At 29.7% G+C, this 22,033-nt stretch carries 26 protein-coding genes and 1 pseudogene; 20 read left to right on the forward strand and 7 right to left on the reverse strand.

Annotation, left to right across the window (positions count from 1 at the left end; genetic code table 11):
* The first annotated feature begins 1 nt into the window (after position 1).
* The 3 genes from Q9968_RS03685 to Q9968_RS03695 all read left to right on the forward strand — a co-directional run bounded on the left by Q9968_RS03685 (position 2) and on the right by Q9968_RS03695 (position 2,680).
* Complete coding sequence (locus Q9968_RS03685) at positions 2–922, forward strand: manganese-dependent inorganic pyrophosphatase (RefSeq protein WP_305513561.1); 921 nt, start codon at positions 2–4, stop codon at positions 920–922.
* A gap of 236 nt (positions 923–1,158) precedes the next feature.
* Entirely contained in the window at positions 1,159–2,088 is a 930-nt protein-coding gene (gene mtnA, locus Q9968_RS03690) for an S-methyl-5-thioribose-1-phosphate isomerase (RefSeq protein ID WP_305513563.1), read from the forward strand.
* 331 nt (positions 2,089–2,419) lie between these two features.
* Positions 2,420–2,680 carry a hypothetical protein gene (locus tag Q9968_RS03695; protein ID WP_305513565.1) on the forward strand — a complete coding sequence of 87 codons (261 nt, stop codon included), beginning with the start codon at positions 2,420–2,422 and terminating at the stop codon, positions 2,678–2,680.
* A 1-nt stretch (position 2,681) separates the two neighbouring features.
* On the opposite strand, the gene Q9968_RS03700 is transcribed toward Q9968_RS03695, so the two are convergent.
* Positions 2,682–3,716 (reverse strand): class I SAM-dependent methyltransferase family protein, encoded by a 1,035-nt coding sequence (locus Q9968_RS03700; RefSeq protein ID WP_305513566.1) that lies wholly within the window; start codon positions 3,714–3,716, stop codon positions 2,682–2,684.
* Between the two features lie 314 nt (positions 3,717–4,030).
* Here Q9968_RS03700 and dph5 point away from each other — a divergent pair, with 314 nt between their 5' ends.
* The 4 genes from dph5 to Q9968_RS03720 all read left to right on the forward strand — a co-directional run bounded on the left by dph5 (position 4,031) and on the right by Q9968_RS03720 (position 7,179).
* Positions 4,031–4,822 carry a diphthine synthase gene (gene dph5 / locus Q9968_RS03705; protein WP_305513568.1) on the forward strand — a complete coding sequence of 264 codons (792 nt, stop codon included), beginning with the start codon at positions 4,031–4,033 and terminating at the stop codon, positions 4,820–4,822.
* Positions 4,823–5,603: 781 nt separating this feature from the next.
* Positions 5,604–5,759 (forward strand): hypothetical protein, encoded by a 156-nt coding sequence (locus Q9968_RS03710; protein ID WP_305513570.1) that lies wholly within the window; start codon positions 5,604–5,606, stop codon positions 5,757–5,759.
* Positions 5,760–5,839: 80 nt separating this feature from the next.
* Positions 5,840–6,760: a hypothetical protein gene (locus Q9968_RS03715; protein WP_305513571.1), complete on the forward strand. Its 921-nt coding sequence runs from the start codon at positions 5,840–5,842 to the stop codon at positions 6,758–6,760.
* The gene (locus Q9968_RS03720; protein WP_305513573.1) at positions 6,757–7,179 is read left to right on the forward strand and encodes a hypothetical protein; all 423 of its coding nucleotides are present in this window, start codon (positions 6,757–6,759) and stop codon (positions 7,177–7,179) included. Before Q9968_RS03715 ends, Q9968_RS03720 begins: the two co-directional genes overlap by 4 nt.
* On the opposite strand, the gene Q9968_RS03725 is transcribed toward Q9968_RS03720, so the two are convergent.
* Positions 7,171–7,914 carry an archaeosine tRNA-ribosyltransferase gene (locus Q9968_RS03725; protein WP_305513575.1) on the reverse strand — a complete coding sequence of 248 codons (744 nt, stop codon included), beginning with the start codon at positions 7,912–7,914 and terminating at the stop codon, positions 7,171–7,173. The genes Q9968_RS03720 and Q9968_RS03725 overlap by 9 nt on opposite strands.
* Before the next feature lie 182 nt (positions 7,915–8,096).
* Here Q9968_RS03725 and hdrC point away from each other — a divergent pair, with 182 nt between their 5' ends.
* The 7 genes and pseudogenes from hdrC to Q9968_RS03760 form a co-directional block, all read left to right on the forward strand.
* Positions 8,097–9,059, forward strand: coding sequence for a CoB--CoM heterodisulfide reductase subunit C (hdrC, locus tag Q9968_RS03730; RefSeq protein WP_305513577.1), 963 nt, complete (start codon positions 8,097–8,099; stop codon positions 9,057–9,059).
* Positions 9,060–9,081: 22 nt separating this feature from the next.
* Positions 9,082–9,978, forward strand: a complete 897-nt coding sequence (gene hdrB, locus Q9968_RS03735; protein WP_305513579.1) for a CoB--CoM heterodisulfide reductase subunit B — start codon at positions 9,082–9,084, stop codon at positions 9,976–9,978.
* 189 nt (positions 9,979–10,167) lie between these two features.
* On the forward strand, positions 10,168–10,434 hold the full coding sequence (locus tag Q9968_RS03740) for a DUF749 domain-containing protein (protein WP_305513581.1): 267 nt from the start codon (positions 10,168–10,170) through the stop codon (positions 10,432–10,434).
* The gene (locus tag Q9968_RS03745) at positions 10,431–10,958 is read left to right on the forward strand and encodes a DUF2096 domain-containing protein (protein ID WP_305513583.1); all 528 of its coding nucleotides are present in this window, start codon (positions 10,431–10,433) and stop codon (positions 10,956–10,958) included. The genes Q9968_RS03740 and Q9968_RS03745 overlap by 4 nt, the downstream gene beginning before the upstream one ends.
* Positions 10,959–10,970: 12 nt before the next feature.
* Complete coding sequence (locus tag Q9968_RS03750) at positions 10,971–11,660, forward strand: metallophosphoesterase (RefSeq protein WP_305513585.1); 690 nt, start codon at positions 10,971–10,973, stop codon at positions 11,658–11,660.
* A 102-nt stretch (positions 11,661–11,762) separates the two neighbouring features.
* On the forward strand, positions 11,763–12,653 hold the full coding sequence (locus Q9968_RS03755; protein ID WP_305513587.1) for a 2-phosphoglycerate kinase: 891 nt from the start codon (positions 11,763–11,765) through the stop codon (positions 12,651–12,653).
* 1 nt (position 12,654) lies between these two features.
* Positions 12,655–12,822, forward strand: a pseudogene (locus Q9968_RS03760) (CBS domain-containing protein); the annotation flags it as partial.
* On the opposite strand, the gene Q9968_RS03765 reads toward Q9968_RS03760, so the two are convergent.
* From Q9968_RS03765 to Q9968_RS03775, 3 genes are read right to left on the reverse strand one after another with little or no spacing between them, the layout of a single operon-like run.
* Positions 12,742–13,470 (reverse strand): cation diffusion facilitator family transporter, encoded by a 729-nt coding sequence (locus Q9968_RS03765; protein WP_342765939.1) that lies wholly within the window; start codon positions 13,468–13,470, stop codon positions 12,742–12,744. The pseudogene Q9968_RS03760 and the gene Q9968_RS03765 overlap by 81 nt on opposite strands.
* Positions 13,463–14,581, reverse strand: a complete 1,119-nt coding sequence (locus Q9968_RS03770; protein ID WP_305513591.1) for a pyridoxal phosphate-dependent aminotransferase — start codon at positions 14,579–14,581, stop codon at positions 13,463–13,465. Before Q9968_RS03770 ends, Q9968_RS03765 begins: the two co-directional genes overlap by 8 nt.
* Positions 14,582–14,641: 60 nt before the next feature.
* Positions 14,642–16,195, reverse strand: a complete 1,554-nt coding sequence (locus Q9968_RS03775; RefSeq protein WP_305513593.1) for a radical SAM protein — start codon at positions 16,193–16,195, stop codon at positions 14,642–14,644.
* 472 nt (positions 16,196–16,667) lie between these two features.
* Here Q9968_RS03775 and Q9968_RS03780 point away from each other — a divergent pair, with 472 nt between their 5' ends.
* From Q9968_RS03780 to fwdF, 6 genes are all read left to right on the forward strand, one after another.
* Entirely contained in the window at positions 16,668–18,488 is a 1,821-nt protein-coding gene (locus tag Q9968_RS03780; protein WP_305513595.1) for an Ig-like domain repeat protein, read from the forward strand.
* Positions 18,489–18,720: 232 nt separating this feature from the next.
* The gene (locus Q9968_RS03785) at positions 18,721–18,849 is read left to right on the forward strand and encodes a hypothetical protein (protein WP_305513597.1); all 129 of its coding nucleotides are present in this window, start codon (positions 18,721–18,723) and stop codon (positions 18,847–18,849) included.
* A 126-nt stretch (positions 18,850–18,975) separates the two neighbouring features.
* The gene (locus tag Q9968_RS03790) at positions 18,976–19,614 is read left to right on the forward strand and encodes a transglutaminase domain-containing protein (RefSeq protein ID WP_305513599.1); all 639 of its coding nucleotides are present in this window, start codon (positions 18,976–18,978) and stop codon (positions 19,612–19,614) included.
* A 239-nt stretch (positions 19,615–19,853) separates the two neighbouring features.
* The gene (locus tag Q9968_RS03795) at positions 19,854–20,312 is read left to right on the forward strand and encodes a phosphopantetheine adenylyltransferase (protein ID WP_305513601.1); all 459 of its coding nucleotides are present in this window, start codon (positions 19,854–19,856) and stop codon (positions 20,310–20,312) included.
* Positions 20,313–20,399: 87 nt separating this feature from the next.
* Complete coding sequence (locus Q9968_RS03800; RefSeq protein WP_305513602.1) at positions 20,400–20,591, forward strand: 4Fe-4S binding protein; 192 nt, start codon at positions 20,400–20,402, stop codon at positions 20,589–20,591.
* 8 nt (positions 20,592–20,599) lie between these two features.
* Complete coding sequence (fwdF, locus tag Q9968_RS03805) at positions 20,600–21,610, forward strand: tungsten-dependent formylmethanofuran dehydrogenase subunit FwdF (protein WP_305513604.1); 1,011 nt, start codon at positions 20,600–20,602, stop codon at positions 21,608–21,610.
* A 19-nt stretch (positions 21,611–21,629) separates the two neighbouring features.
* Here fwdF and Q9968_RS03810 read toward each other — a convergent pair whose 3' ends face one another.
* Both Q9968_RS03810 and Q9968_RS03815 read right to left on the reverse strand, forming a co-directional pair.
* Complete coding sequence (locus tag Q9968_RS03810) at positions 21,630–21,812, reverse strand: class III signal peptide-containing protein (RefSeq protein ID WP_305513606.1); 183 nt, start codon at positions 21,810–21,812, stop codon at positions 21,630–21,632.
* Positions 21,805–22,011 carry a class III signal peptide-containing protein gene (locus tag Q9968_RS03815; protein WP_305513608.1) on the reverse strand — a complete coding sequence of 69 codons (207 nt, stop codon included), beginning with the start codon at positions 22,009–22,011 and terminating at the stop codon, positions 21,805–21,807. The genes Q9968_RS03810 and Q9968_RS03815 overlap by 8 nt, the downstream gene beginning before the upstream one ends.
* Positions 22,012–22,033: the final 22 nt, after the last annotated feature.

Consider the following 22,033-nt stretch of genomic DNA (forward strand, 5'->3'; position numbering starts at 1 on the left):
GATGGTTAAAACTTACGTTTTTGGACATAAAAGTCCGGATAGTGATTCCATAACATCAAGTATTGTCATGGCTAACTTAGAAAATGAATTAGGTAATACTGACGCTAAAGCGTATAGATTAGGAAATATTAATAAGGAAACGGAATTTATCTTAAATTTTTTAGACATTGATGCGCCTGAACTTTTAGACGATGTTGTAGATGGGGCAAATGTCATATTGGTTGACCATAACTCTCCAGCGGAATCAGTTGATAATTTAGAAAATGCAAATATCTTAAAAGTTGTTGATCATCATAAATTAGCATTAGCTACTTCATATCCATTGTTCTTAAGATTTGAACCTGTAGGTTGTACTGAAACTATTTTATTTAAATTATATGAAGAAAATGAAGTTGAAATCTCAAAAGAAATAGCTACCTTGATGTTGTCTGCTATTATTTCAGACACTTTACTTCTAAAATCTCCAACAACTACTGAAGATGATAAAATTGCTGTTGAAAAACTTGCTAAAATTGCTGAAGTCGATGCTGAAGAGTATGGTTTAGAAATGCTTAAAGCAGGCACTGATTTGAGTAGCTTCACAATTGATGAAATTTTAGCTCTCGATGCAAAACAAATTGATTTTAAAAATGTCAAATCAATTGTAAATCAAGTTAATACTGCAGATATTAATGATGTAATGGCGATGAAGGATGATTTGGAAGAAGGCATTAATAAGGTAATAGATAAGGAAAATCTTGATTTATTCATGCTTTTGATTACTGATATTGTAAATAGCAATTCTCAAGTTATCGCATTAGGTAAAAATGCAGAGTTAGTTGAAAAAGCGTATAATGTGAAACTTGACAATAATACCGTATTGTTGGAAGGTGTTGTTTCACGTAAAAAACAAGTAGTACCTATCATGACTGAAAGCGCTTAATTATTTAGGAACTCCTAAATTAAAGGCTTTTTCAATGGTTGTTTGTAAAAATTTATAAATGAGAATATGAAAATTATTAATTAGGTGTATTTAATATACCTCTCTATTCAATCCATTTTGGATATTAAATGGGAAGCATAATTATAAACAATCTATGCATTTGCATAACAAATTAGAAACTAACACTTAATTATGCTTTTCGTATTTATACTTTTTTTTTAAAATAGGTTGTTAAAATGAAAACACTTGAATGGGAAGACAATAAATTAAAACTTATTGATCAAAGAAAACTTCCAGATGAGTTAACTCAAATGTATTGTGATAATTATCAGGATGTTATTGTGGCAATTAAAAATATGACTGTACGTGGCGCTCCTGTAATTGGGGTGGCCGCTGCTTTTGGAATGGCACTTGCAGATATTCATGGCGTTGATCTAGATAAAGCAGCTGATGAGATTAAATCCGCAAGACCAACGGCGGTTAATTTATTTTGGGCAGTTGATAGGGTATTGCACAGTAAAGATGTGCTGTCTGAAGCATTAAAAATGTATGAGGAGGATATGGCCACAAACAGAGCCATTGGCAAATTTGGTGCTGAAATTATTAATGATGGAGATACTATTTTAACTCATTGTAATGCAGGAGCTTTAGCATGCGTTGATTATGGAACTGCTTTAGGAGTATTTAGAGCGGCACATGATGCTGGAAAAAATATTAATGTAATTTGTGATGAAACTCGTCCGCGTGGTCAAGGTGCAAGCCTTAGTGTTTGGGAAATGCAGCAAGAAAATATTCCTGTAAAATTAATTCCGGATGTAGCTTCAGGATATCTGATGTCACAGGGAAAAATTGATAAAGTTGTCATCGGCGCTGATAGGATTGCTCGCGGCGGTGTTGTAAATAAAGTGGGTTCGTTTATGGTTGCATTAGCTGCAAAACATCATGACATTCCATTTTATGTGGCGGCTCCATATTCTACATTTGATAATGAAATTTCAATTTATGATACTATTATCGAAGAAAGAGATGGAGATGAAGTTAGATATTATGGTGGAGCAAGAATTTGTCCTGAAAATACTGAAGTAATTAATCCTGCATTTGATATAACTCCAAAAGAATTAATCACAGGCATCATTACCGAAAAAGGAATCATCAATCCAATTTAGACAATAATTTTTCTCTTTTTATTAATCACTTTATAGCTGAAATTTAAATAAAAAACATGCAATATTCTTTCAAAGCCTAAAGACTGAAAAATAAGAATACTAAAATTAATTTTAGCTAACGTTCATAACTATTTAAACAATAAAATTTAAATATTTATATAACATTTGATTAATCTCTATTAATAAAATCAAATATTTGATTAAAAGTTACTTTTTGTAATAATATTTAGAAATTATGACTTGTTAAATGATCTGTGAGGGATAATATGGAGATTAAACGTGGAAAAGGAAGGTGTATCCTCCTTTAATTAAGGATTTGGTAACTGAGTTATTGAAAGATGATTTTGTGCATTTCAAAATATTATGCGCTAACGAGGTTCATCATTTTAATAAAGAAGACGAGTCAATTGTCGAATTCGAAGAAACTTATGTAAAGGAAACTTCAGAAAATGGGGACATGTTATATATAGCTTATCCAGATATTTTCAGAGTTAAATTATATAGGGATATAGAACAGTATCTTGAAGACGAAAAGAAATTCAGTGCATTCAATGATGATGATGAGTGGACGAGTAACAGAATCCAATTCTAGTTTAAGAAACTTTCATTTCTTTCTTCTTTAATTTTTTTGAAGTTATTTTTCCATCAATAGCTATATGCCACTCACCGGGGCTTGTTGATTTGACTTTACGGGTATTGACTATTTCAACTTCTTTTCCAACTTCACAGCAAGCATTTTCCAGACGTTTTATTCCCTGTTCATATGAATCAGAAAATTCATAATAATTAATTATTCCTCCGTCTTTAATTAAATTGACACTAACATCAAGGAAAGTATAGGCAAGGCCGGGCAAGTTCATAATAATTCTATCAAATGGTGTTTTTAAATTTTTGCTAACTTCCCTTATATCTCCGCAGTAAGTAGTTATGCTACCTTTTAATTTATTTAACTTGATATTTTCATCCAAATAATAAATGGCATCTTTATTGATATCTACTGCAGTTATATTAACATTTTTGTTTTTTGCAATAACAATAGGAAAAGGCCCAATCCCGCAAAACATATCTAATATCTTTTCACCATTTTCAACACTTTCCATCACTCGTTTTCTTTCAGTTGCAAGCCTAGGTGAGAAATAAACTTCACGAACATCTAATTTTAGCCTAGCGCCATGCTCTTTATGAATTGTTATTGAATCATCATTTCCAGATAAAAATTCCAAATCCCGTACTCTTGTGGTTCCTTTAATTGCGCTTTTTTTCATATAGACTGTTTTTCTTTTTGTAAATTTTAAAGCCGCATCTCCAATGAGCTGTTTTCTATCTGCTAATTCATCAGGAATTTCTAAAATAACAATATCTCCAATCGTATCAAATGAGGTTCTCAAATTCTCAATTTCTTCATGTGATAGCTCTCCTTCAAGCAATTGGGAAAAATTGTGTGGAACTTTTTGTATTGGCTCTAAATCCATATCAACAATTTCATAATTGCTAATGTCTTCAGTTATTGGAATATATCCAAAGTCATCCTGTGATTTTATTCTATACTCCATGCTCATTAGACCTTTTTCCATTAGTTTTATACGGGTGTCATTTAATTGTCTTAATGGAACTTTTACACATTTCATAAGAGTTATTATGTTTAAATTATTATATATGTATAATGGAATAAATGAATTAAATTTTAATTCAAATAAAAATGGGGATGTTTCCTTAAAGAATTTTAATAAATTATGTATTTTAATCTTTTTTGTTTTTTTAAACTGTGCATATGCGGTTTCAGACAATAATTGAAAATGACATATTAGCATCGATTATCAACTGATGAATTGTGTCAGATGCTATTGAGGGTTGTGATAATAATTATATTAATGAAAGAATTGTAAGTATTGGAATGAGTGATTGTAAAAGTTTTATATATTTTTGTACATATATAATGTATATGTTTTATTTAGTGGGTTTGGGATTATTTGATGAGAAGGATATATCTCTTAAAGGATTAGAATGTTTGAGGAATGTTGATAAAATATATGCCGAATTTTTCACATCACGATTATTCGGCTCAAGTTTTGAAGCTATTGAAGAGCTAATAGGTCAAAAAATTGAAATTTTAGTTAGGGGAGAAGTTGAAGAAGAACATAAATTTATGGATGAGGCTAAAACATCTGATGTTGCTTTAATTACAGGAGGAGATCCCCTAATTGCAACAACCCATAGTGATTTTTTAGTGCAATGCTCAAAAAAAGGAATTGATTTTGAAGTAATTCATGGATCATCAATTTTATCATCTGCACCAGCTATTTCAGGTCTTCAAGGATATAAATTCGGTAAAGTCACTACAATTCCCTTTCCAGACTATAATTTCTATCCAAAATCTCCTTATGAAGCTATTGAGGAAAATCTTAAAATGGATTTACACACTTTAGTTTTACTTGATATTCAAGCTCATAACGACAGGTACATGACAGTCAATGAAGGTTTAGAGTATTTGATGAGCATTCATGATGATTTAGAAAGAGAAGGTTTAATTACTGAAGATACTTTAGCTATGGGTATTGCTCGTGTAGGCTCTCGGGACGTTGTTGTTCGTGCAGGTAAAATTAAGGAACTGAGGGATTTTGATTTTGGAGGTCCGCTACATTGCATTGTAATTCCTTCAAAGCTTCATATTGTTGAAGCTGAATATATGGTAGAAATTGCTGGTGCTGACCCAAAAATACTTGATGATGTTTAATTTTTAAAAATAAAGGGGGAGTGGAAGTAGATGTCATTTTCTACTTCCTCGATTCATTTAGTCATTTTGGAGATTATAAAATATTTGACTGACGTTCATCATAGATATGAATTTTTATTCATATCGTTTATTAGTTATATTTTGATAATATATAAATGTTTTTATTTGATTTTCCAATATTCATTTTAAATTGTTATTACTTTGTTTAGGCATACTTTTCAAAAATAATATTTTTGGAAATCAGAACTCAATTTGTTATTTAAAAATGAGTTTTTCATAAAATATTTTGTAGGATTTTTCAACTGGGTATGGTTTTAATTCAGTTTTTAAGAGTAGAATGGGGAGTGGGAAGTAGTAGTGTTTATACTTCCTATAATGAAATATATTCTAAACATTTTGGAGATTATAAAATGTTTGACGTTCACCATAGATATAAATTTTACTTCATATCGTTTGTTAGTTATGTTTTAATATTATTTAAATGTTTTCATTTGATTTTTATAGAATCATCAAATAAGCTAATTATTACTCTTTAAGTATTCAAATATGGGTTCAATTTCTATAATTTGGGATATTATCCAAATAATATTTGGTTTTTAATGTTTTAAAGTATTTTAGACAAAATCAATATCTATATTTTTTCCGGTTTTTCTGAATTTGTCATAGATTGGTGGTGGTGTTTTTTAGATTAATTTAGTTAATTCCAGTATTCAAAATCGAATGCAAAATTGTTCGTAAATGCACTAAAACATTTATTAACTAGTGTGTACAATTTAATTCTATGACTCGAAACAGACGTGTTACAATCAGCATCAATAATGACATTGATTTGGATTTTCGCAGATTAGCCTCTAATAAAATGTTATTTAAAACTGGATGGTATTCAAAGGCAATTGAAGAAGCAATGTTATTATGGATGGAAAAAGAAGATAAGTAAAATTTTTTCTTTTTTTTATTTTTTTTACATTAAGTATTTAAATTAAACGAATCAACTTATTAATATAAAGTGGTGTCCATATGGAAAGTGATGAATTTAGAACTGTTAGGGTGTATACTAAAAAATATACCAGTAAGGACAAAGATGGCAATTCTGTTGAAAAAGAGTCTCAACAAAAACAAGTTAGTCTTAAAAAAGAAGATCCATTTGAAGACGATGATTTGGTAAAAGTTTTATCTCAAAATGATTATCAAAAATTAATAGATAATCAATTTTCCGATGAAAAACTTGATGAATTTCATCATATTATTGAAGCAAAAGATGCTGAAATTGGGCATTTGCAGGAACAGCTTCAAACTCTTAAAGGATCATTTTTCAATGATGTGAATTCTCTAAAAGATCAATTAACAGATAAAGAGGAACTTGTTAAAGCTAAAGATGAAATTCATGAATTGAATAAGGAAATTAAAGCTATTAATGATGAACGTGTTGCTATTTTTAAAGAACTTGATTATAAAAATAAAATGATTCTTGCTTATAATGTTGAATTAAACAAATCTATTTTAAATGCTATTAATGTCGTTATTGATGAAGCAAGGGACAATATTAACAGAAGAAATGCTCTTTTAGTTAAAGATTTAGAAAAATCCATTGAAAAATCAAAACATGATGTAAATGAGAAGAATAAAGCTATAGCATATGATATAAAAAGCACAGTTGAAGACATGAATGAGCAAATAAGAAATACTAGCACTATAAAAATGATACTCAATAAGAATAAAATTAATTTGAGAGTATCTACCGATGATTTACTTAAACCATTTGACTTTGACTTTGATGTTGAACAATTACTTTCAGGTCAGGCATTAGAACTTGATGCAGCAGAAATCCTAAAAGAAGTAATGCCAAAACTTCCAGAACCATTTTCTAAATATATCGACACTATTGATGACTATCCGGAAACAATTGACGTTTCACCTAAAAAAGAGGATGATTTATGAGGATATTTAACACAGGCAAAATCACTTTCGAATATCCTGATACTTGGGAAGTTGAAAAAGCAGACATACTTTCAAATCCGGATTGTATAGCTACTTTATCTAAAGGCCAGAATAATTTAATTAATGCGATCATGTTTCCAACTGCCACTACCCTTGATGATTATAAAATATTTATGGAGGATGCAATTTCAGATGATGGTGGAGTAATTTTAGCATCAGATTTTATACAAATTGCAGGTCTGGATGCTATAAAACTTCATGCAAATATGGATACTCCAGATATTAACTTTGATATGCATACATATGTATTTATTGAAAATAAAATAATATATATTTTTGAATTAAGGACATTAGACATTTCAGGAGAGGCGGAATCTGAATTCATAAATATGATTTCATCATTTGAGATTTTAAAATAGTTGTGTGTATTCTAATAGGTAATCTATATAATTTCTATCAAGTATTTTTAAAGTTGAGATATTTTGAGGAGTTGTTCCAGATCTCTCTTCTACAAGATTTCTCAATGATTTATTTTTCATATGGGCATGAATTTCTTTTATAACAAATTCCATATTTTCAATATTTTTATTTTCCAAATCTTTTTGTGAAATCTCATCATAAATGGGATAAGTATTTAAGTCATATGCTTTTGTTGGAGTTTGTAAGACATTTAAATGACTATAATAATTTGCAGCATCTGCTAAAAATCCATCAATCCCCATATATGTCAATATTGGCATGAATGATAGTTCAGCAAATGGAAAAATAAAATAACTACTTTTTTTAGCTTCTTTTTTAAGAATAACGATTAATTCAACTAATTCTTTGGGATTAGTTAGTAATGCGTCTCCATTGGCTATTATAAATCCATTATATCCAATATTTTCAAGTTGCTTTAAGCATTCAACTCTTAAATCAATATATTTTGAACCTTGAATAACTGCTAAGTCACATTTGTTTGTGTTTTCTTTAGCTAGCTTTAATGTTTCTTTAACATTAAATTCAACAATTTCACGGTCAACATTATGTGCAGAACCTTGAGTTGGTGCAATTTTTAAGTCATCTTTAAAAAATAACTTTGGAGTTAGTTCACCATCAATTTTGCAGATTCTTCCAGGTCCATCATGTGATTTTATTTCAAATTTTTTTATCATTTATTTCTCCCTTTTTTCTTATTAGTTTAATATTGGATTTTTGGGCATATAAAAATTTTTATTTCATGTAACCTTTTTGATTACACCAGCTAAATTTTTAGTAAGCTTTATATATTGTTTTTTAAAGATTATAATTATGGATTTGAGGAGATTTTCCGATGATAATCCGAGGTGTGTTTTCAATGTCTATACTAAATCGTCTAAAATCCTTATTAAAAGAGGATAAAGATGAAACTGACATCAATACTGATGTTTCAAGCACATCTGATGATGTTCAAGTCACATCTTCAATAAAAGAAAATGAACCTGTCGATCTTGAAACCGAAACTGTTGTTGAAGCTGAGGAGACAACTATTGAGGAATTAGAAGACAGCACTGAAGATTTAACTTCCGAAAACATCGAAACTGAAGAAGAAATTATTGAGGATTCTTCTGAAGAAATTGTGAAAGAAGTTGAAACCGTTGAGGAAGAAACTCTTGCTGAAGCTGAAATTGCTGAAGCCGAAACTCCTGCTGAAATTGAAACTGAAGAAGATGTTGAAGAAGTTGAAACAGATTCAAAAAATAATGATACAGAGAGAGATAAAATGACTTTATTGACTGATAAAGAATTATTAAATGATAGTAATCGTGATCCAGATTTCACTGCAGCATTTATTGACGCTGGAATTGAAACTGTAAAACACTGTTTCCAATGTGGTACTTGTAGTGGAAGTTGTCCTTCTGGAAGAAGAACCCCATACAAAGTAAGACAGATTGTCAGAAAATGTTTACTAGGATTAAAAGAAGAAGTTATTGCTGATGACGCATTATGGATGTGTACTACTTGTTATACTTGCCAAGAAAGATGTCTTAGAAGTGTTAAAATTGTGGATATTATCAAAAAAGCACGTAATATTGCAGCACATGCGGGTTACATGGCAAAAGCTCACAAAATGACTGGAGTATATGTACTCAACACAGGTCACGCTGTACCTATTAATGATAAAATTAAAGCTTTAAGAGTTAAAATTGGTCTTCCTGAAGTGCCACCTACAACTCATTTTTATCCAGAGGCATTAGCTGAAATAAAAACATTATGTAAAATCACTGAATTTGATGAATTAATCGGTTACGACGAAGCAACCGGTGGATTAAGAGAATAAATGAATTGAGGAGAGTTATAAAATGGAAATTGCATATTTCTTAGGTTGTATCATGAACAACCGTTATCCTGGTGTTGAAAAAGCTACCAGAAAATTATTCGAAGCATTAGATATTAAATTAAAGGATATGGAAGGAGCTTCTTGTTGTCCTGCTCCTGGTGTATTCGGTTCTTTTGATGAAGAAACTTGGGCTACTATCGCAGCTCGTAACTTAACTCTTGCTGAAGATATGGGTGCTGACATTATGACTGAATGTAATGGATGTTTCGGTTCATTATTTGAATGTAATCATATCTTAAAAGAAGATGAAGAGAAAAAAGCTGAAATTAATGCTAACTTGGCTGAAATTGGTAGAGAATACAAAGGTACTATTGAAGTTAAACATATTGCTCAAATCTTAAGGGATGATGTTGGATTTGAAAAATTAGCATCTTTAATCGAAAAACCATTAGATTTAAATGTTGCTGTACACTATGGTTGCCACTTCTTAAAACCTACCCAAACTATCGGTATCGAAGATCAAGCTGAAAATCCATCTATTTTAGATGATCTTGTAGAAATTACCGGTGCTAAATCTGTAGACTACAAAGACAAAATGATGTGTTGTGGTGCAGGTGGAGGTTTAAGAGCAAGAGATTTAGATGTTACTACTAGTTTCACTAAAGAAAAACTCGAATACATGACTGAAGCAGGTGTAGATGCAATTGTTAACGTATGTCCTTTCTGTCACATGCAATTTGACCAAGGTCAAGTTGAAGTAAACGAAAGATATGGAACTAACTTTTCAATCCCTGTATTCCATTTAGCTCAATTATTCGGATTAGCTATGGGATTGCCTGTTGATGAATTAACTTTTGATGCTCAAAAAATTGATGCAACTCCTGCTGTTCAAAAAGCTTTAGGAGGAAATGCTAAATAAGTTTAAGGATTTTTATCCTTACCTTTTTTATTTTTGAGGCACTGAAAACACATTTCGGATTAGTTATCTTTTTGGATAACTATTTTTTTATAATTAATTTTTTTGTTTGTTCCAATACGAATAATTCGCAATCATGTTTATATATTAGTAATTAAATAAAATAAGATAATAATTAATTGAGGTGTAATTATGTTTGTAGCAACATTAGATGGTATATTTAAATATTCTGACCTTCCAGAAGAATATGAACCTTATGTTCAATTTAAAGCAACTATTGACAAAAGAGAACTTAAACCAAGTGATGAATTAGCAATTTTAAACATTGCCGGGACTTCTACTCATCATGTATTATTCTTAGATTCCTATAAAAATACTCAGGAAATTGAAAATGAATTAAAAGACGCTGATGCTAAAATTAATCATACTACTTTAAAAATCATAGGTGGACATTTATGAGTTTGCCTTCAGAACAAAATTGGTTAATTCTTAATAATCTTTTACAGGATTTAATAAAAAAAGGATACTCAATCCCTAATGGAATAAGTCCGGAAATGGGGATTATTCGATCATCTATTAGTTCATATAAAAGAGATCCCTCACATCCTGAATTAATCAATGGTTTGGCAAATGCTGAAATGTCTTTAAATAATATTCAAGGAACTCTTTTAACAATTGCAGAAGAAGAAGGAGAGGATTATGTCGATCGTTGGATTGATTTATTTAAACAAGCCATGCAAGGAAAAGAAGTATTTGAATTTGCAGATTCAAGATCCAAATTCTTAGTAAATACTCCTCCAGGTTTAACAACTGGTAGGATTAATTTAAGAGTTCCTTTGGCTGAAGAAAGAGTTCAGGAAATTGCAGAGTGGAATGGACTTATCATCGAATTTGATGATGATGTGACTGTTGAATTACATGGAGATAATGAAGATCTCAAAATGGGTCTAAAAGAAATGGGTGGTTTCTTTTTAGAGCAATAATGGGGTGGTAATATGGTTAAAATTTTAGCGATTAGTGATGTTCATGGTGAAGAAAATGAAAATTTATATACTTATTTAACTAATAATGATATTGATTTAGTTTTAATTTTAGGAGACATCACTGATTTTGGACCACTTGAATTTGTAGAAACTTTTATTAATAAAATATATGATTATGATGTAGATGTTATAGCAATTCCAGGCAATTGTGATCCTAATGGAATTTGTAATGCTATTAATGATGTTTCATTCTGTCTTCATAATAATATTATTGCATATGGTGATGCCGTATTATTTGGTTTTGGCGGATCTAATCCAACTCCATTTGATACTCCTGGAGAAATGGATGATGACAAAATCTATAGGAGTGTTTATGACTTATTAGCTAATTATGATTATGTTTACAATTCAGAGATTCCTAAAGTAAAAATATTAGTTACTCATGCACCTCCTTTCAACACTGAAGCAGATAGAGTTGAAAACGGTGAGCATGTAGGTAGTCAGGGTATTTTAAAATCTATTCATGAATTTGAACCTCAAATTAATTTATGCGGACATATTCATGAAGCAAAATCCCTCAGTAAAATCGGAAAAACTACTGATGTAGCAAATCCAGGTATGTTAAAAGATAATGGAGCTGTTCTGATTGACGTTAAAGATGGCTCAAATTATGACATAAGTATTATTTCATTAGACGAATAATCACTTATTTTTTTTTCTTTTTCTGTGAATTTTCAAATCAAATAACAAATTATATTTAATATAATTCTTAGATATTTATTTATATATTTAAGTGTGATTGTCATGATTTGGATTACTGCAGAGGTTGATGGTAAAAAATATAAAGAACCTTTTTCTAAAGGAATTTTATCTCGTTCTCTTAATGTAGCCGATATTGGTGTTGAAAAAGCGCATGACATTGCTAGTGATATTGAAGTTTATTTGATTGTGAACAATATTGCAGAAATTTCCAGTAAGGATTTAGCAGAGGTTGTTTTATATCATTTAGAATCCATTGATTATAATATCGCTGTTAAATATAAAAATTGGAGGTCTTTGAGAAATTCTGAAGAACCTTTAATTATTTTAATTGGAGGGGCATCAGGTGTAGGCACTTCCTCGATGGCATTTGAGCTTGCAAATAGATTAAGATTAAAAAATCTTATAAGTACAGATATGATTCGGGAAGTAATGCGTAAAATTATTTCTAAAGATTTAAGTCCTGTAATTCATAAATCCAGTTTCGATGCTTATGAAAGTATACGAATACCGTCTATTAGAGTAGATCCTATTATTGAAGGTTTCATTAATCATGTGGATGTTGTAAATGTAGGTATTGAAGCAATTATTGAAAGATCTATTAAAGAAGGAATTAGCACTATCATAGAAGGGGTTCATTTAGTTCCAGGGTTTATTAATCCTAAATTAATTGAAGAGAATAATATTATAATGTTTACTTTAATCGTTGGGGATGAAGAATCTCATAAACAAAGATTCTATTCAAGATGTAGACAACCTTGGGTAAGAAGGTCTCTTGAGAGATATATGGATAATTTTGGAATAATAAGGAAAACTCAAGATTTTTTGGTTGAACAAGCAAAAAGTTATGATATACGCGTAATTGATAATGTTGAAATAAATGAGACAATTGAAATTATGGTTGCTGATATCCTTGAAAAATATGGTGGTGAATAACATGTTGAACAAGAAAGTTAAAGACATCATGACAACTGATTTAGTAACAACTACTTCAGATGTTGATGTTGTAAATGCATTTGAAAAATTAATGGAATATAAAATTAGTTCTCTTCCGGTTGTTGAAGATGATAAATTGATTGGAATTATAACTGCAACTGATGTTGGTTTCTAAATCTTGTGAAGGTACTTTTCCCATAATATTATCAATATTTTCTTTTCCAATTTCATAAGCAGTTTTTAAGATTAAAATCCCAATAATTAATCCAATAATTGGATCTAAAATGGGATAACCTATATTGGATATTATTACTCCAATTAATATTGCTAATGAAGAAAATATGTCTGTTTTTTGATGTTTTCCATCAGCAACAATTGCCGGACTTTTTATTTCTTTTCCTATTCCAATGATGTATTCACTTATTGAATAGTTTACAAATATTCCAAAGACGGCCATTAATGCTGCAAATGTATCGGGGATTGTAACTAATTCGGGATGTATTAATTTATCAAAAGCTCCAGTTATAATTTCATAAGCAACCATTCCTAAGAATAAAACAATTATCAATCCGCTGATTGCTTCTGCACGACCATGTCCGATTGGGTGTTCTTTATCTGCAGGTCTTTGACCAATTCTAAATCCTATATATGCTATAACAGATGTTGCAACATCTGAAAGAGTATGTGCTCCTTCAGATACTAATGCATAACTTCCAGACATCAATCCAACAAATATGTTTAAAACAGTTAAAATACAGTTTGAAGTAATTGCTACAGTTGCTGCTTTTTTACCTGCTTTGCCTCTAAATTCATCCATTAACCACACGCTCTTCTAATATATTCATAGCTTTTTCAATATTTTCATAAGAGTTAGCATAAGACATTCTCACATGATTTTTCCCATTTGAACCAAATGCTACTCCAGGCACAGTGATTACTCCTGCTTTTGCTGCTTTCATGACAAAATCTTTGTCTTCAATTTTTGGAAATACATAAAATGCACCTTCTGCATTTACAGTTTCATATCCCATTTCATTTAAACGACTAACAATTAAATCTCTTCTTTTTTTGAATTCTTTAACCATTTCATTTACTTCATCTTGTGGTCCGGTTAATGCTTCGTATGCTCCTCTTTGAGAAGTGGTACTAGCACATGCAATATTGTATTGGTGGATTTTTAGTAATTCTTCACTATAAGTTTCATTTGCAGTTAAATAACCTATTCTAAGGCCGGTCATTGCATAAGTTTTTGAAAATCCATTTAATGTTATAACATTGTCGCTATATTTTCCCGGAGAGTAATGTTTCTTATCATAAATTATTTTTTCATAAATTTCATCAGATATTATTAAAAAGTCATGATCCATTGATAAGTCAGCTATTGCTTTAATGTCCTCTTTTTCCATAACTGCTCCAGTAGGGTTTGATGGTGAATTCAGTATTATTGCTTTTGTTTTTGGAGTTATTTTTTCTAATACCTCATCAGCTTTTAATTTAAATTCATTTTCCATTTTACAATCTACTGGCACGATTGATCCACCAGAGAGGTTAATACATGCTTCATATGATAAAAAACTAGGATTGGACAGTATTACTTCATTACCGGATTCAATAAATGCTTGTGTACAGATATTCAATGCTTCACTAGCTCCAACAGTAACAATTACATTTTCAGGATCAGTATTAATCCCATTATCTCTTTTGAATTTTTTAACGATTTCTTCTCTTAATTCAATATATCCTTTATTTGGAGTATAATGGGTATCATTGTTGTCGATTGATTTTTTCATTGCATCTTTAATGTTTTTGGGAACATTAAAATCAGGTTCCCCAATTCCTAAGTTTATAGCATTAGGATTTGTCACTTCAAACATTTTTCTAATTAATGATAATTCAATTGATTTTGTTCTACTTGCAGGATTAATCATATTTTGCCTCACTAATAATTATATTATATATTATTATAGTAAATTTATTTTTTCCAGTAATTATTTTTCACATACTCCACAATTGTAGCATGGATTTGTTTCACACCAATGTGTTTGTTTTAAATTTCTCAATCGTTTATGTTCTATTTTTAAAAATCTTTCATTTACACCTATGTCAATATTGCTCCAAGGTAATATGTCATCAATATCATATTTTGGAGTCCTTTCCCTCCAGTCTTTAAGTGTAATTTGTTTTGTTAGAGATTTTTCAATAACCTCACCAATGTCACTATTTCCACAAGATAATATATACTGGATAAGTCCTTTTTTAGGACTTTCACATTTAATATTATAATTTTTCATTTCCTTTTTTATATATCTTGTTTTCTTTTTAATGTCTTTGAAATCATAACCTTCCCATTGAAGTGGAGTATGGGGTTTTGGAATTATCGGATTCACACTAAATTTCACTCTTTTAGGATTTTTATGCATATGAGCTATTTTTTTCATATATTCACAAAGTTCATGAATATCCTCCATATTTTCACTTGGTATTCCTATTAAAAAGTATAATTTTATATTAAAATCCAATTCAACAGCATTTTTTATTACCTTAAAAATTTTATCTTCCAGTATGTATTTATTAATCACTTTTCTAAGGTGATTAATTGATTCAGGTGCTAAAGTAATAGTTTTAAGTCCGCTGTTTTTTAAAGTTTCTAAAGTTTCTTTTGTAATGGATTCAATTCTCAGAGAAGGTGTTGAAATTTGAAAGCCCTCATGTTCAAGACCATTAATCAATTTATCTAAATCACTGTAATCTGAAACTGCAGCACCAATTAATGTAATTTTATTTAAACCGGTATTTTTTCTATTTTCAATTGCTATATCAATTAACTTTTTCCAGTTTGTTTGTCGGATAGGTCGATAAAGATACCCCGCCATACAAAACCTACATCCTCGAGTGCAGCCTCTTGAAACATTTAGCATTATTGAATTATTAAAAATACTCTGATAGTTTTCATCATCACTTCTGCTTATTATTGGTTGTGTTATGTGATATGTTTCATTCATATTGTCTATGATAGTCATTTTTGTTTTATTATCGAATTCCGGAATGTAAATCCCATCGAGTTCAAGATATTTTTTCAAATCTTTATTTTGCGAATTTTGATAAACATCTAAAAATTCATTTATTGTGTTTTCCCCTTCTCCGATAATAAACAAATCAATATAGTCAGCTAAAGGCATTGGATTTGCAGTGGCACAAGGTCCACCAGCTATAATTAATGGATAACTTCCATCCCGGTCTTTTCGTTTAAGTGGAATTTTACTTTCTTTCAGCATCTCTAAAACATTAAAATAATCTTCCTCAAATTGAAGTGTAAAACTTATTATATCAAAATATCTGCTTGAAGTGTTTGATTCAATTGAATTGACGTTTGGATAAATTATGCGCTCACACCAAGTGTTTTCACGTTCGTTAATTAAATTATATAGGATATTATAACCTAAAGAAGACATGGCGGTTTTATAAATATTTGGATAGCATAATCCGAACCTTATATCTACATTCTTGTAGTCTTTTTGGAATACATTTTTCTCATATAACATTAAATCAACTTCATGCAATATCTTTTATTTTTTTAGTTAAAGCTTTTTTTAGTCATTAATTTACTTGCATTAATTTATTTTTCTTAATTTAAACAATAATTCCCTTAATTTTCATATAATTAATGAATACTATTTAATTTTTATTATTAAAAATCATCAATTTCAAATTTCTTTTTTCATTGAAGTGTTAAAATTTTATTTTAAATTTAAGATATTTAGTTTTATCTTAGATTATTTCACTATATTTATTATTTTATTTAAAAATTTCATGCATTTATAATCTTTTTTGGCTGATTTGAGCAATTTAAATGGGTTTTTTAAATATTGGGGTTTTAAAAACATTTATATAAGATAATAAATATAATCTTTATCCACTCATTATGAATGCTATATTTTAGTATAACCATATTTTACTATAAAATTTTCGTAATGAGAACCAAGAGGTGGAAAAATTTCGATAAAAAATAAAACATTGTTGTTATCCTTTGTGTTAATGTTGTTCTTTGTTTTAGGAGCTGTTAGTGCAGTTGATTTAACAAATGTTTCAAATTCAGAAGATTCAAATTTAGAAGATAGTGTTGATTCATTATCTACAAACAAATTAGAAATTTCTAGCGAGGATTCTATCTCAGAAACTAATATAATTAATTCTCATGATGATAATTTGAGAGATTATTCGGATGACGAAGTTCTAAATGATACTTATTCATATTATGAGAATAATCAATCAACTTCCGATATTGAAGTAGTCGGGGAAAATACTTTGAATTCATCTATTTCAAGTACTGATAGTGTTATTGCTGCTGATTCAAGTAATAATTTCGTCAGTGCTGGCAATTCAAGTGAATCTGGTATTAAAAATGGTACTCCAATATCTACAAAGTTAACTGTATCTGATACTCACTACAAAAAATCAGCTACATACTTCACTTTAACTTTGAGCGATGCTGATGGCAATCCTTTAACCAATCAAAAAGTTTTCCTAACTGTGAATAAGAAAGCTTATTCTGCATATACCAACTCTAAAGGTATAGCTACTATAAAAACTGCTTCTCTAGCAGTTGGATCATATTCTATTAACTTAAATTATAATGGAAATTCAGATTATTCCCATTATTCAACTACTAAAAAGGTTAAAGTATTATCATCTATAATTGGAAGCGATTTAACAAAAACTTATGGATATATATCTAAGTATAAGGTTAAATTTTGGAAAGCAAATGAGGTATTGGCAAATACTAACGTTACTTTCAAAGTTAACGGCAAAACTTATACTAGAACAACTAATGATTATGGCAATGCCGTACTCAATATAAATTTAGCTGTAGGTAAATATACCATTACTGCAATTAACCCATATTCAAAAGAAATGGTTTCACATAATATTGTAGTTAAAAAAGAAAAAACTAATTTCGATTTTGACAGTAAAAAGTATATTAGTGTTAATAAAAAAGGTTCATTTACTGTTACCTTGAAATCAGCTCATAATATATTGCTTAAGAATAAAAAAATTTCTTTTACTTATGGTAATAAAAAAGTAACCTCAAAGACTAATGCGAATGGGAAAGCTACTGTAACTATTCCTGTTCTTTCTAAAGGTACTCATAAGATTACTTTTAAGTATGGTGGTAGCAAAAATTACAAATCAAAATCAGATTCTGCAAGTTTAGTTATTTTTAAACCAACTACAAAACTGTCCTCATCATATTTGGTTATGAAATATAATGACGGATCTAAATTTAAAGTGAAATTAACTAATGATAAGGGTAAAAATTTAGCAAATAAAACCGTCAATATTAAAATTAATGGAAAATCTACCATATGTAAAACTAACAAATATGGTAATGCTAAATTAAAAATTAAAGATTTAAAACCTGGTGTTTATAAAGTTAGCTATTCTCATTCTAAAAAGGGTTCTAATAGTTATTCACACGGTTCAAGTAAAGTAATTGTCATAAGAGCAGATGCAGTAATAAGTGCTAAAAATTTAAAAATGGAACCTAATGACGGTTCAACTTTTAATGTTGTTGTTAAAGACAAATCTGGAAAAGTTCTTAAAGATATTTACGTTAAATCAATAATTGATGGTAAATCATATCTTTATAAAACTGATTCTAGTGGTGTTGCTAAATTAAAAATAACTAATGGAGCTGGATACTATAAGGTTAAAACTGTAGTGACTGATTCTTGTTATAAATCAACTACACTCAATAAATACCTTACAGTTAAAGGATATAAATTCGTTGCAGAAAATAAATATTCTTCTCCGGAGGCAATACTATATTTTCAGTAAAATTAGTTACTGAAAAAATATAGTAGTTAAAAATGCAGTTGTTAATTTTACTTTTGAGGGTAAAATTATCTCTGGTAAAACCAATTCCAAAGGTATTGCTCAAGTTAATTTAGGTGTTTTATCTAAAGGTACACATAAAATAAAATTTGATCATGAATCAGCTTCTGGTTCAGCTAAAATATTTGTTGTTAATAAAGTAACTATTAAAGATATTGCAACTGCAACCAATTCAGTGACAATTTATTTTTCAAAATATAATAAGGTACCTTCAACTGTTGTTATAGGAGCTATTAATGTTACTACTGCGGAGTCTTTATACTTGGCATCTAAGCTTGTTGTTAACCTAAAATCAGGTGGATAATTTCATTTTACTTTTGATAATATTGATAATCCTACAAATCCAAAAGGGGCAAATAATTTAGGCCATTTATCTAATTACCTTTCTGTTGCAAAAAAAATTGTTAAAACTTCAGAATCCAAAGGTAAATTGCCTAATTCTGTAAGTTCACAAGTTGGAACTATTGGTTACGATGGTTTAGTTAGTGCATTTTCACGTATTCTTGTTTCTTATGATAAATATGGTAAAATGCCTAAATATGTATATGTAAAATCTTTGTCTGGTGGAAAAACAAAAGTCACAGGTAATCTAAACTCTAAAAATACAATTGGTAATTTGGCAGCGTACTTGGCAGCTTCTAAAAACTGTGAAGTTAACGATGCTAAAATCAAAAAGTTAGTTACTAAGCTGACTAAAAATTGTGGTACTGATAAAGAAAAGGCAGATGCGATTTTTAAATACGTAAGAGATGCAATCGGATATAGTTTCTATTATAATACAAAATACGGTGCTGCCGGCACTTTAAAAACAAAATCTGGAAATTGTGTGGACTTATCACATTTACTTGTAGCTATGTATAGAAATGCAGGTTTAGCTGCTAGATATGGTCATGGAAAATGTACTTTTTCAAGTGGAAATACTTATGGACATGTCTGGACTCAAGTATTAATAGGTAATACTTGGACTGTTGCTGATGCTACAAGTTCTAGAAACTCGTTAGGTCATGTGGCTAATTGGAATGTAAAATCATATTCACTTGAGGGTTATTTCTCAAGTATTTCTTTCTAATTAACTACTTTTTATTTTTTTTATCTTTTTTGACTATTTCAAAACTTAAATGATTCTATTTTAACAAGTTTTTCATTGAAAACTTTTTCTTATTATTCAGAGTTGTCTTAAAGCTAATAAATCGCTTATCGTGAAATATTTTTTGCTGTTTTTTTTTTGAAAATGACCTTTTTTTCAATAGCTATAAATTTATACAAGTTTTTATATAATTAAATCATCAAACTAATTGGGATAATAGTATGAATTCTAAAAGATATAATAAAGTTGCTGTAGGGGGAACTTTTGACAAATTTCATGATGGGCATAAAAAGTTGTTATCGACCGCTTTCGAGATTGGAGATTGTATTGAAATTGGTGTGACTTCAGATGCTTTTGGAGGTTTAAAAGGGGATATCGATCCTTGTAAAGAAAGGATGAGTAATCTCAAATCTTTTTTTGATGACAAATCAAATTTTTCAGTTGTTCAATTAGATGATCCTTATGGTACTACAATATTTGATGCAGATTTTGAAGCCATTGTTGTAAGTGAGGAAACTGAACCCACGGCAGTTAAAATTAATGAAATTAGAGTTTCAAAAGGCATGAAACCAATAGATATTGTTGTTGTTAGTTTTGTATTGGCTTATGATGGAACTCCCATATCTTCCACAAGAATTAGGCGTGGTGAGATTAATCAAAATGGGAAATTCATCAAATGATAAAAAAATAATCGATATGTTTATAAGTACAGTTCGATATAATATTAATTGACATAAAAATATTTTTATGTAATGTGAGGTGGTTATATGGTAGTAAAAATAGACTCAAATTTGTGTGGACACATTGAAAATTGCCCAGTACAAGGGTTATGCATTAAACTTTGTGAACAAAATGCAATCATAGAAGAAAATGGTGATGTTGCTATTGTTTCTGAAAATTGTGATGATTGTGATCTTTGCATACAAAATTGTCCAAATCAAGCTATCTCTAAAGCATGAGGGATAAAATGTTTGATATTAAAAGAGAGGGTGAACAACACCGTAACTTATCTTATCAAGATGCAAATTGTCTTGGTTGCGGTATATGTGTTGAAATATGTCCAACTGACTCTTTAAGATTAGGACCAATCGTACCTATTGCTAGAGGGTTAATAGAAATGGATTTAGTTTCTATTAATGCGGACTCTTGTGTATTCTGCGGTTTATGTTCAGTTGCATGTCCGTTTGAGGCATTGTCTTTAAATATTGATGGAATTAATGTTAAAGATATGGAGGAATACCCGATTTGGGAAGTTGAATCAATAGTCGATGATGATGACTGTATTTACTGTGGTAGATGTTATGAAGTCTGTCCTCAGGATTCAATTATTTTCAAAAGAAACCTTCCTGAAACTAAAGATTTAGTTAGGGGAGAAATTGATATTGATGAGGATAAATGTATTTATTGTGCTTACTGTGCAGAATTATGTCCTGTAGGTGCTATTGATATTAAAAATATTCCCACATCAAGCATTGACTTGTTAAATAATTCTATTGATGTGGATTTGTCAAAATGTGTTTTTTGCGGGGTTTGTAAGAGAATATGTCCTGAAAATGCGATTTATGAAGTCTGCGCTACTTGTATGTATAGTGATGAAATTAAAACGCCTAAAATCACTGGCAATACATTTATTGTGGAGGAATCTTGTGTAAGTTGTTCTTGGTGTTCAGAAATCTGCCCATCAGATGCGATTTCTATTGTCAAACCATTTGAGGGTAAATTAGAATTGATTGAAACTGATGAAAAAATATGTAAAGGGGATTCATGCCATGCATGTCAGGATGTTTGCTCCTGTAATGCGGTTTCAATTATTGATGGCAAATCTGTTACTAATTTGGACTTCTGTAATTTATGTGGAGCTTGTGTAACCGCATGTCCTCAAAATATTAGGGTTGTATCTAGAACAACAATGAAATTAAATAATATTAATTCCGAGACTTGGAACAATATATTAAAAACTTTATTGGTGGGAAAATAGAGAGAATTTCTCTCCATTTTCATATTTTATTTATTATATAATCTCTTTCTATTTTTAACAAATTTTGGATGCTAGTTTGGGTTTTACTGGTTATATTTGACATATAACTCCCAACAAGAAGTACAATTACAATTAACCCTCCAATTATTAGGATGAGTTCTGCACTGCCCTGTCCTTTATTATCAAGTTTTTTTCTATACATGTGTTCTGTTATCAAGTATTGTGTTTCTAACATCTATGATGTCATCTTTTGCTTTCAGACTAACATCACTAGTGTTCATGTATGATCTGTATATTGTTAATGCAAGTAATGCGATAACAATAACTCCTCCAAACAGAAGAATGTATTCTGCTGCACCTTGACCTGAATTTTCATTGATGAATTTTTTCATTTTTTTCATTTTTTTCACCAAACTAATTTTA

It is taken from the genome of Methanobrevibacter sp. V14, from assembly GCF_963082475.1.
Lineage (GTDB): Archaea > Methanobacteriota > Methanobacteria > Methanobacteriales > Methanobacteriaceae > Methanocatella.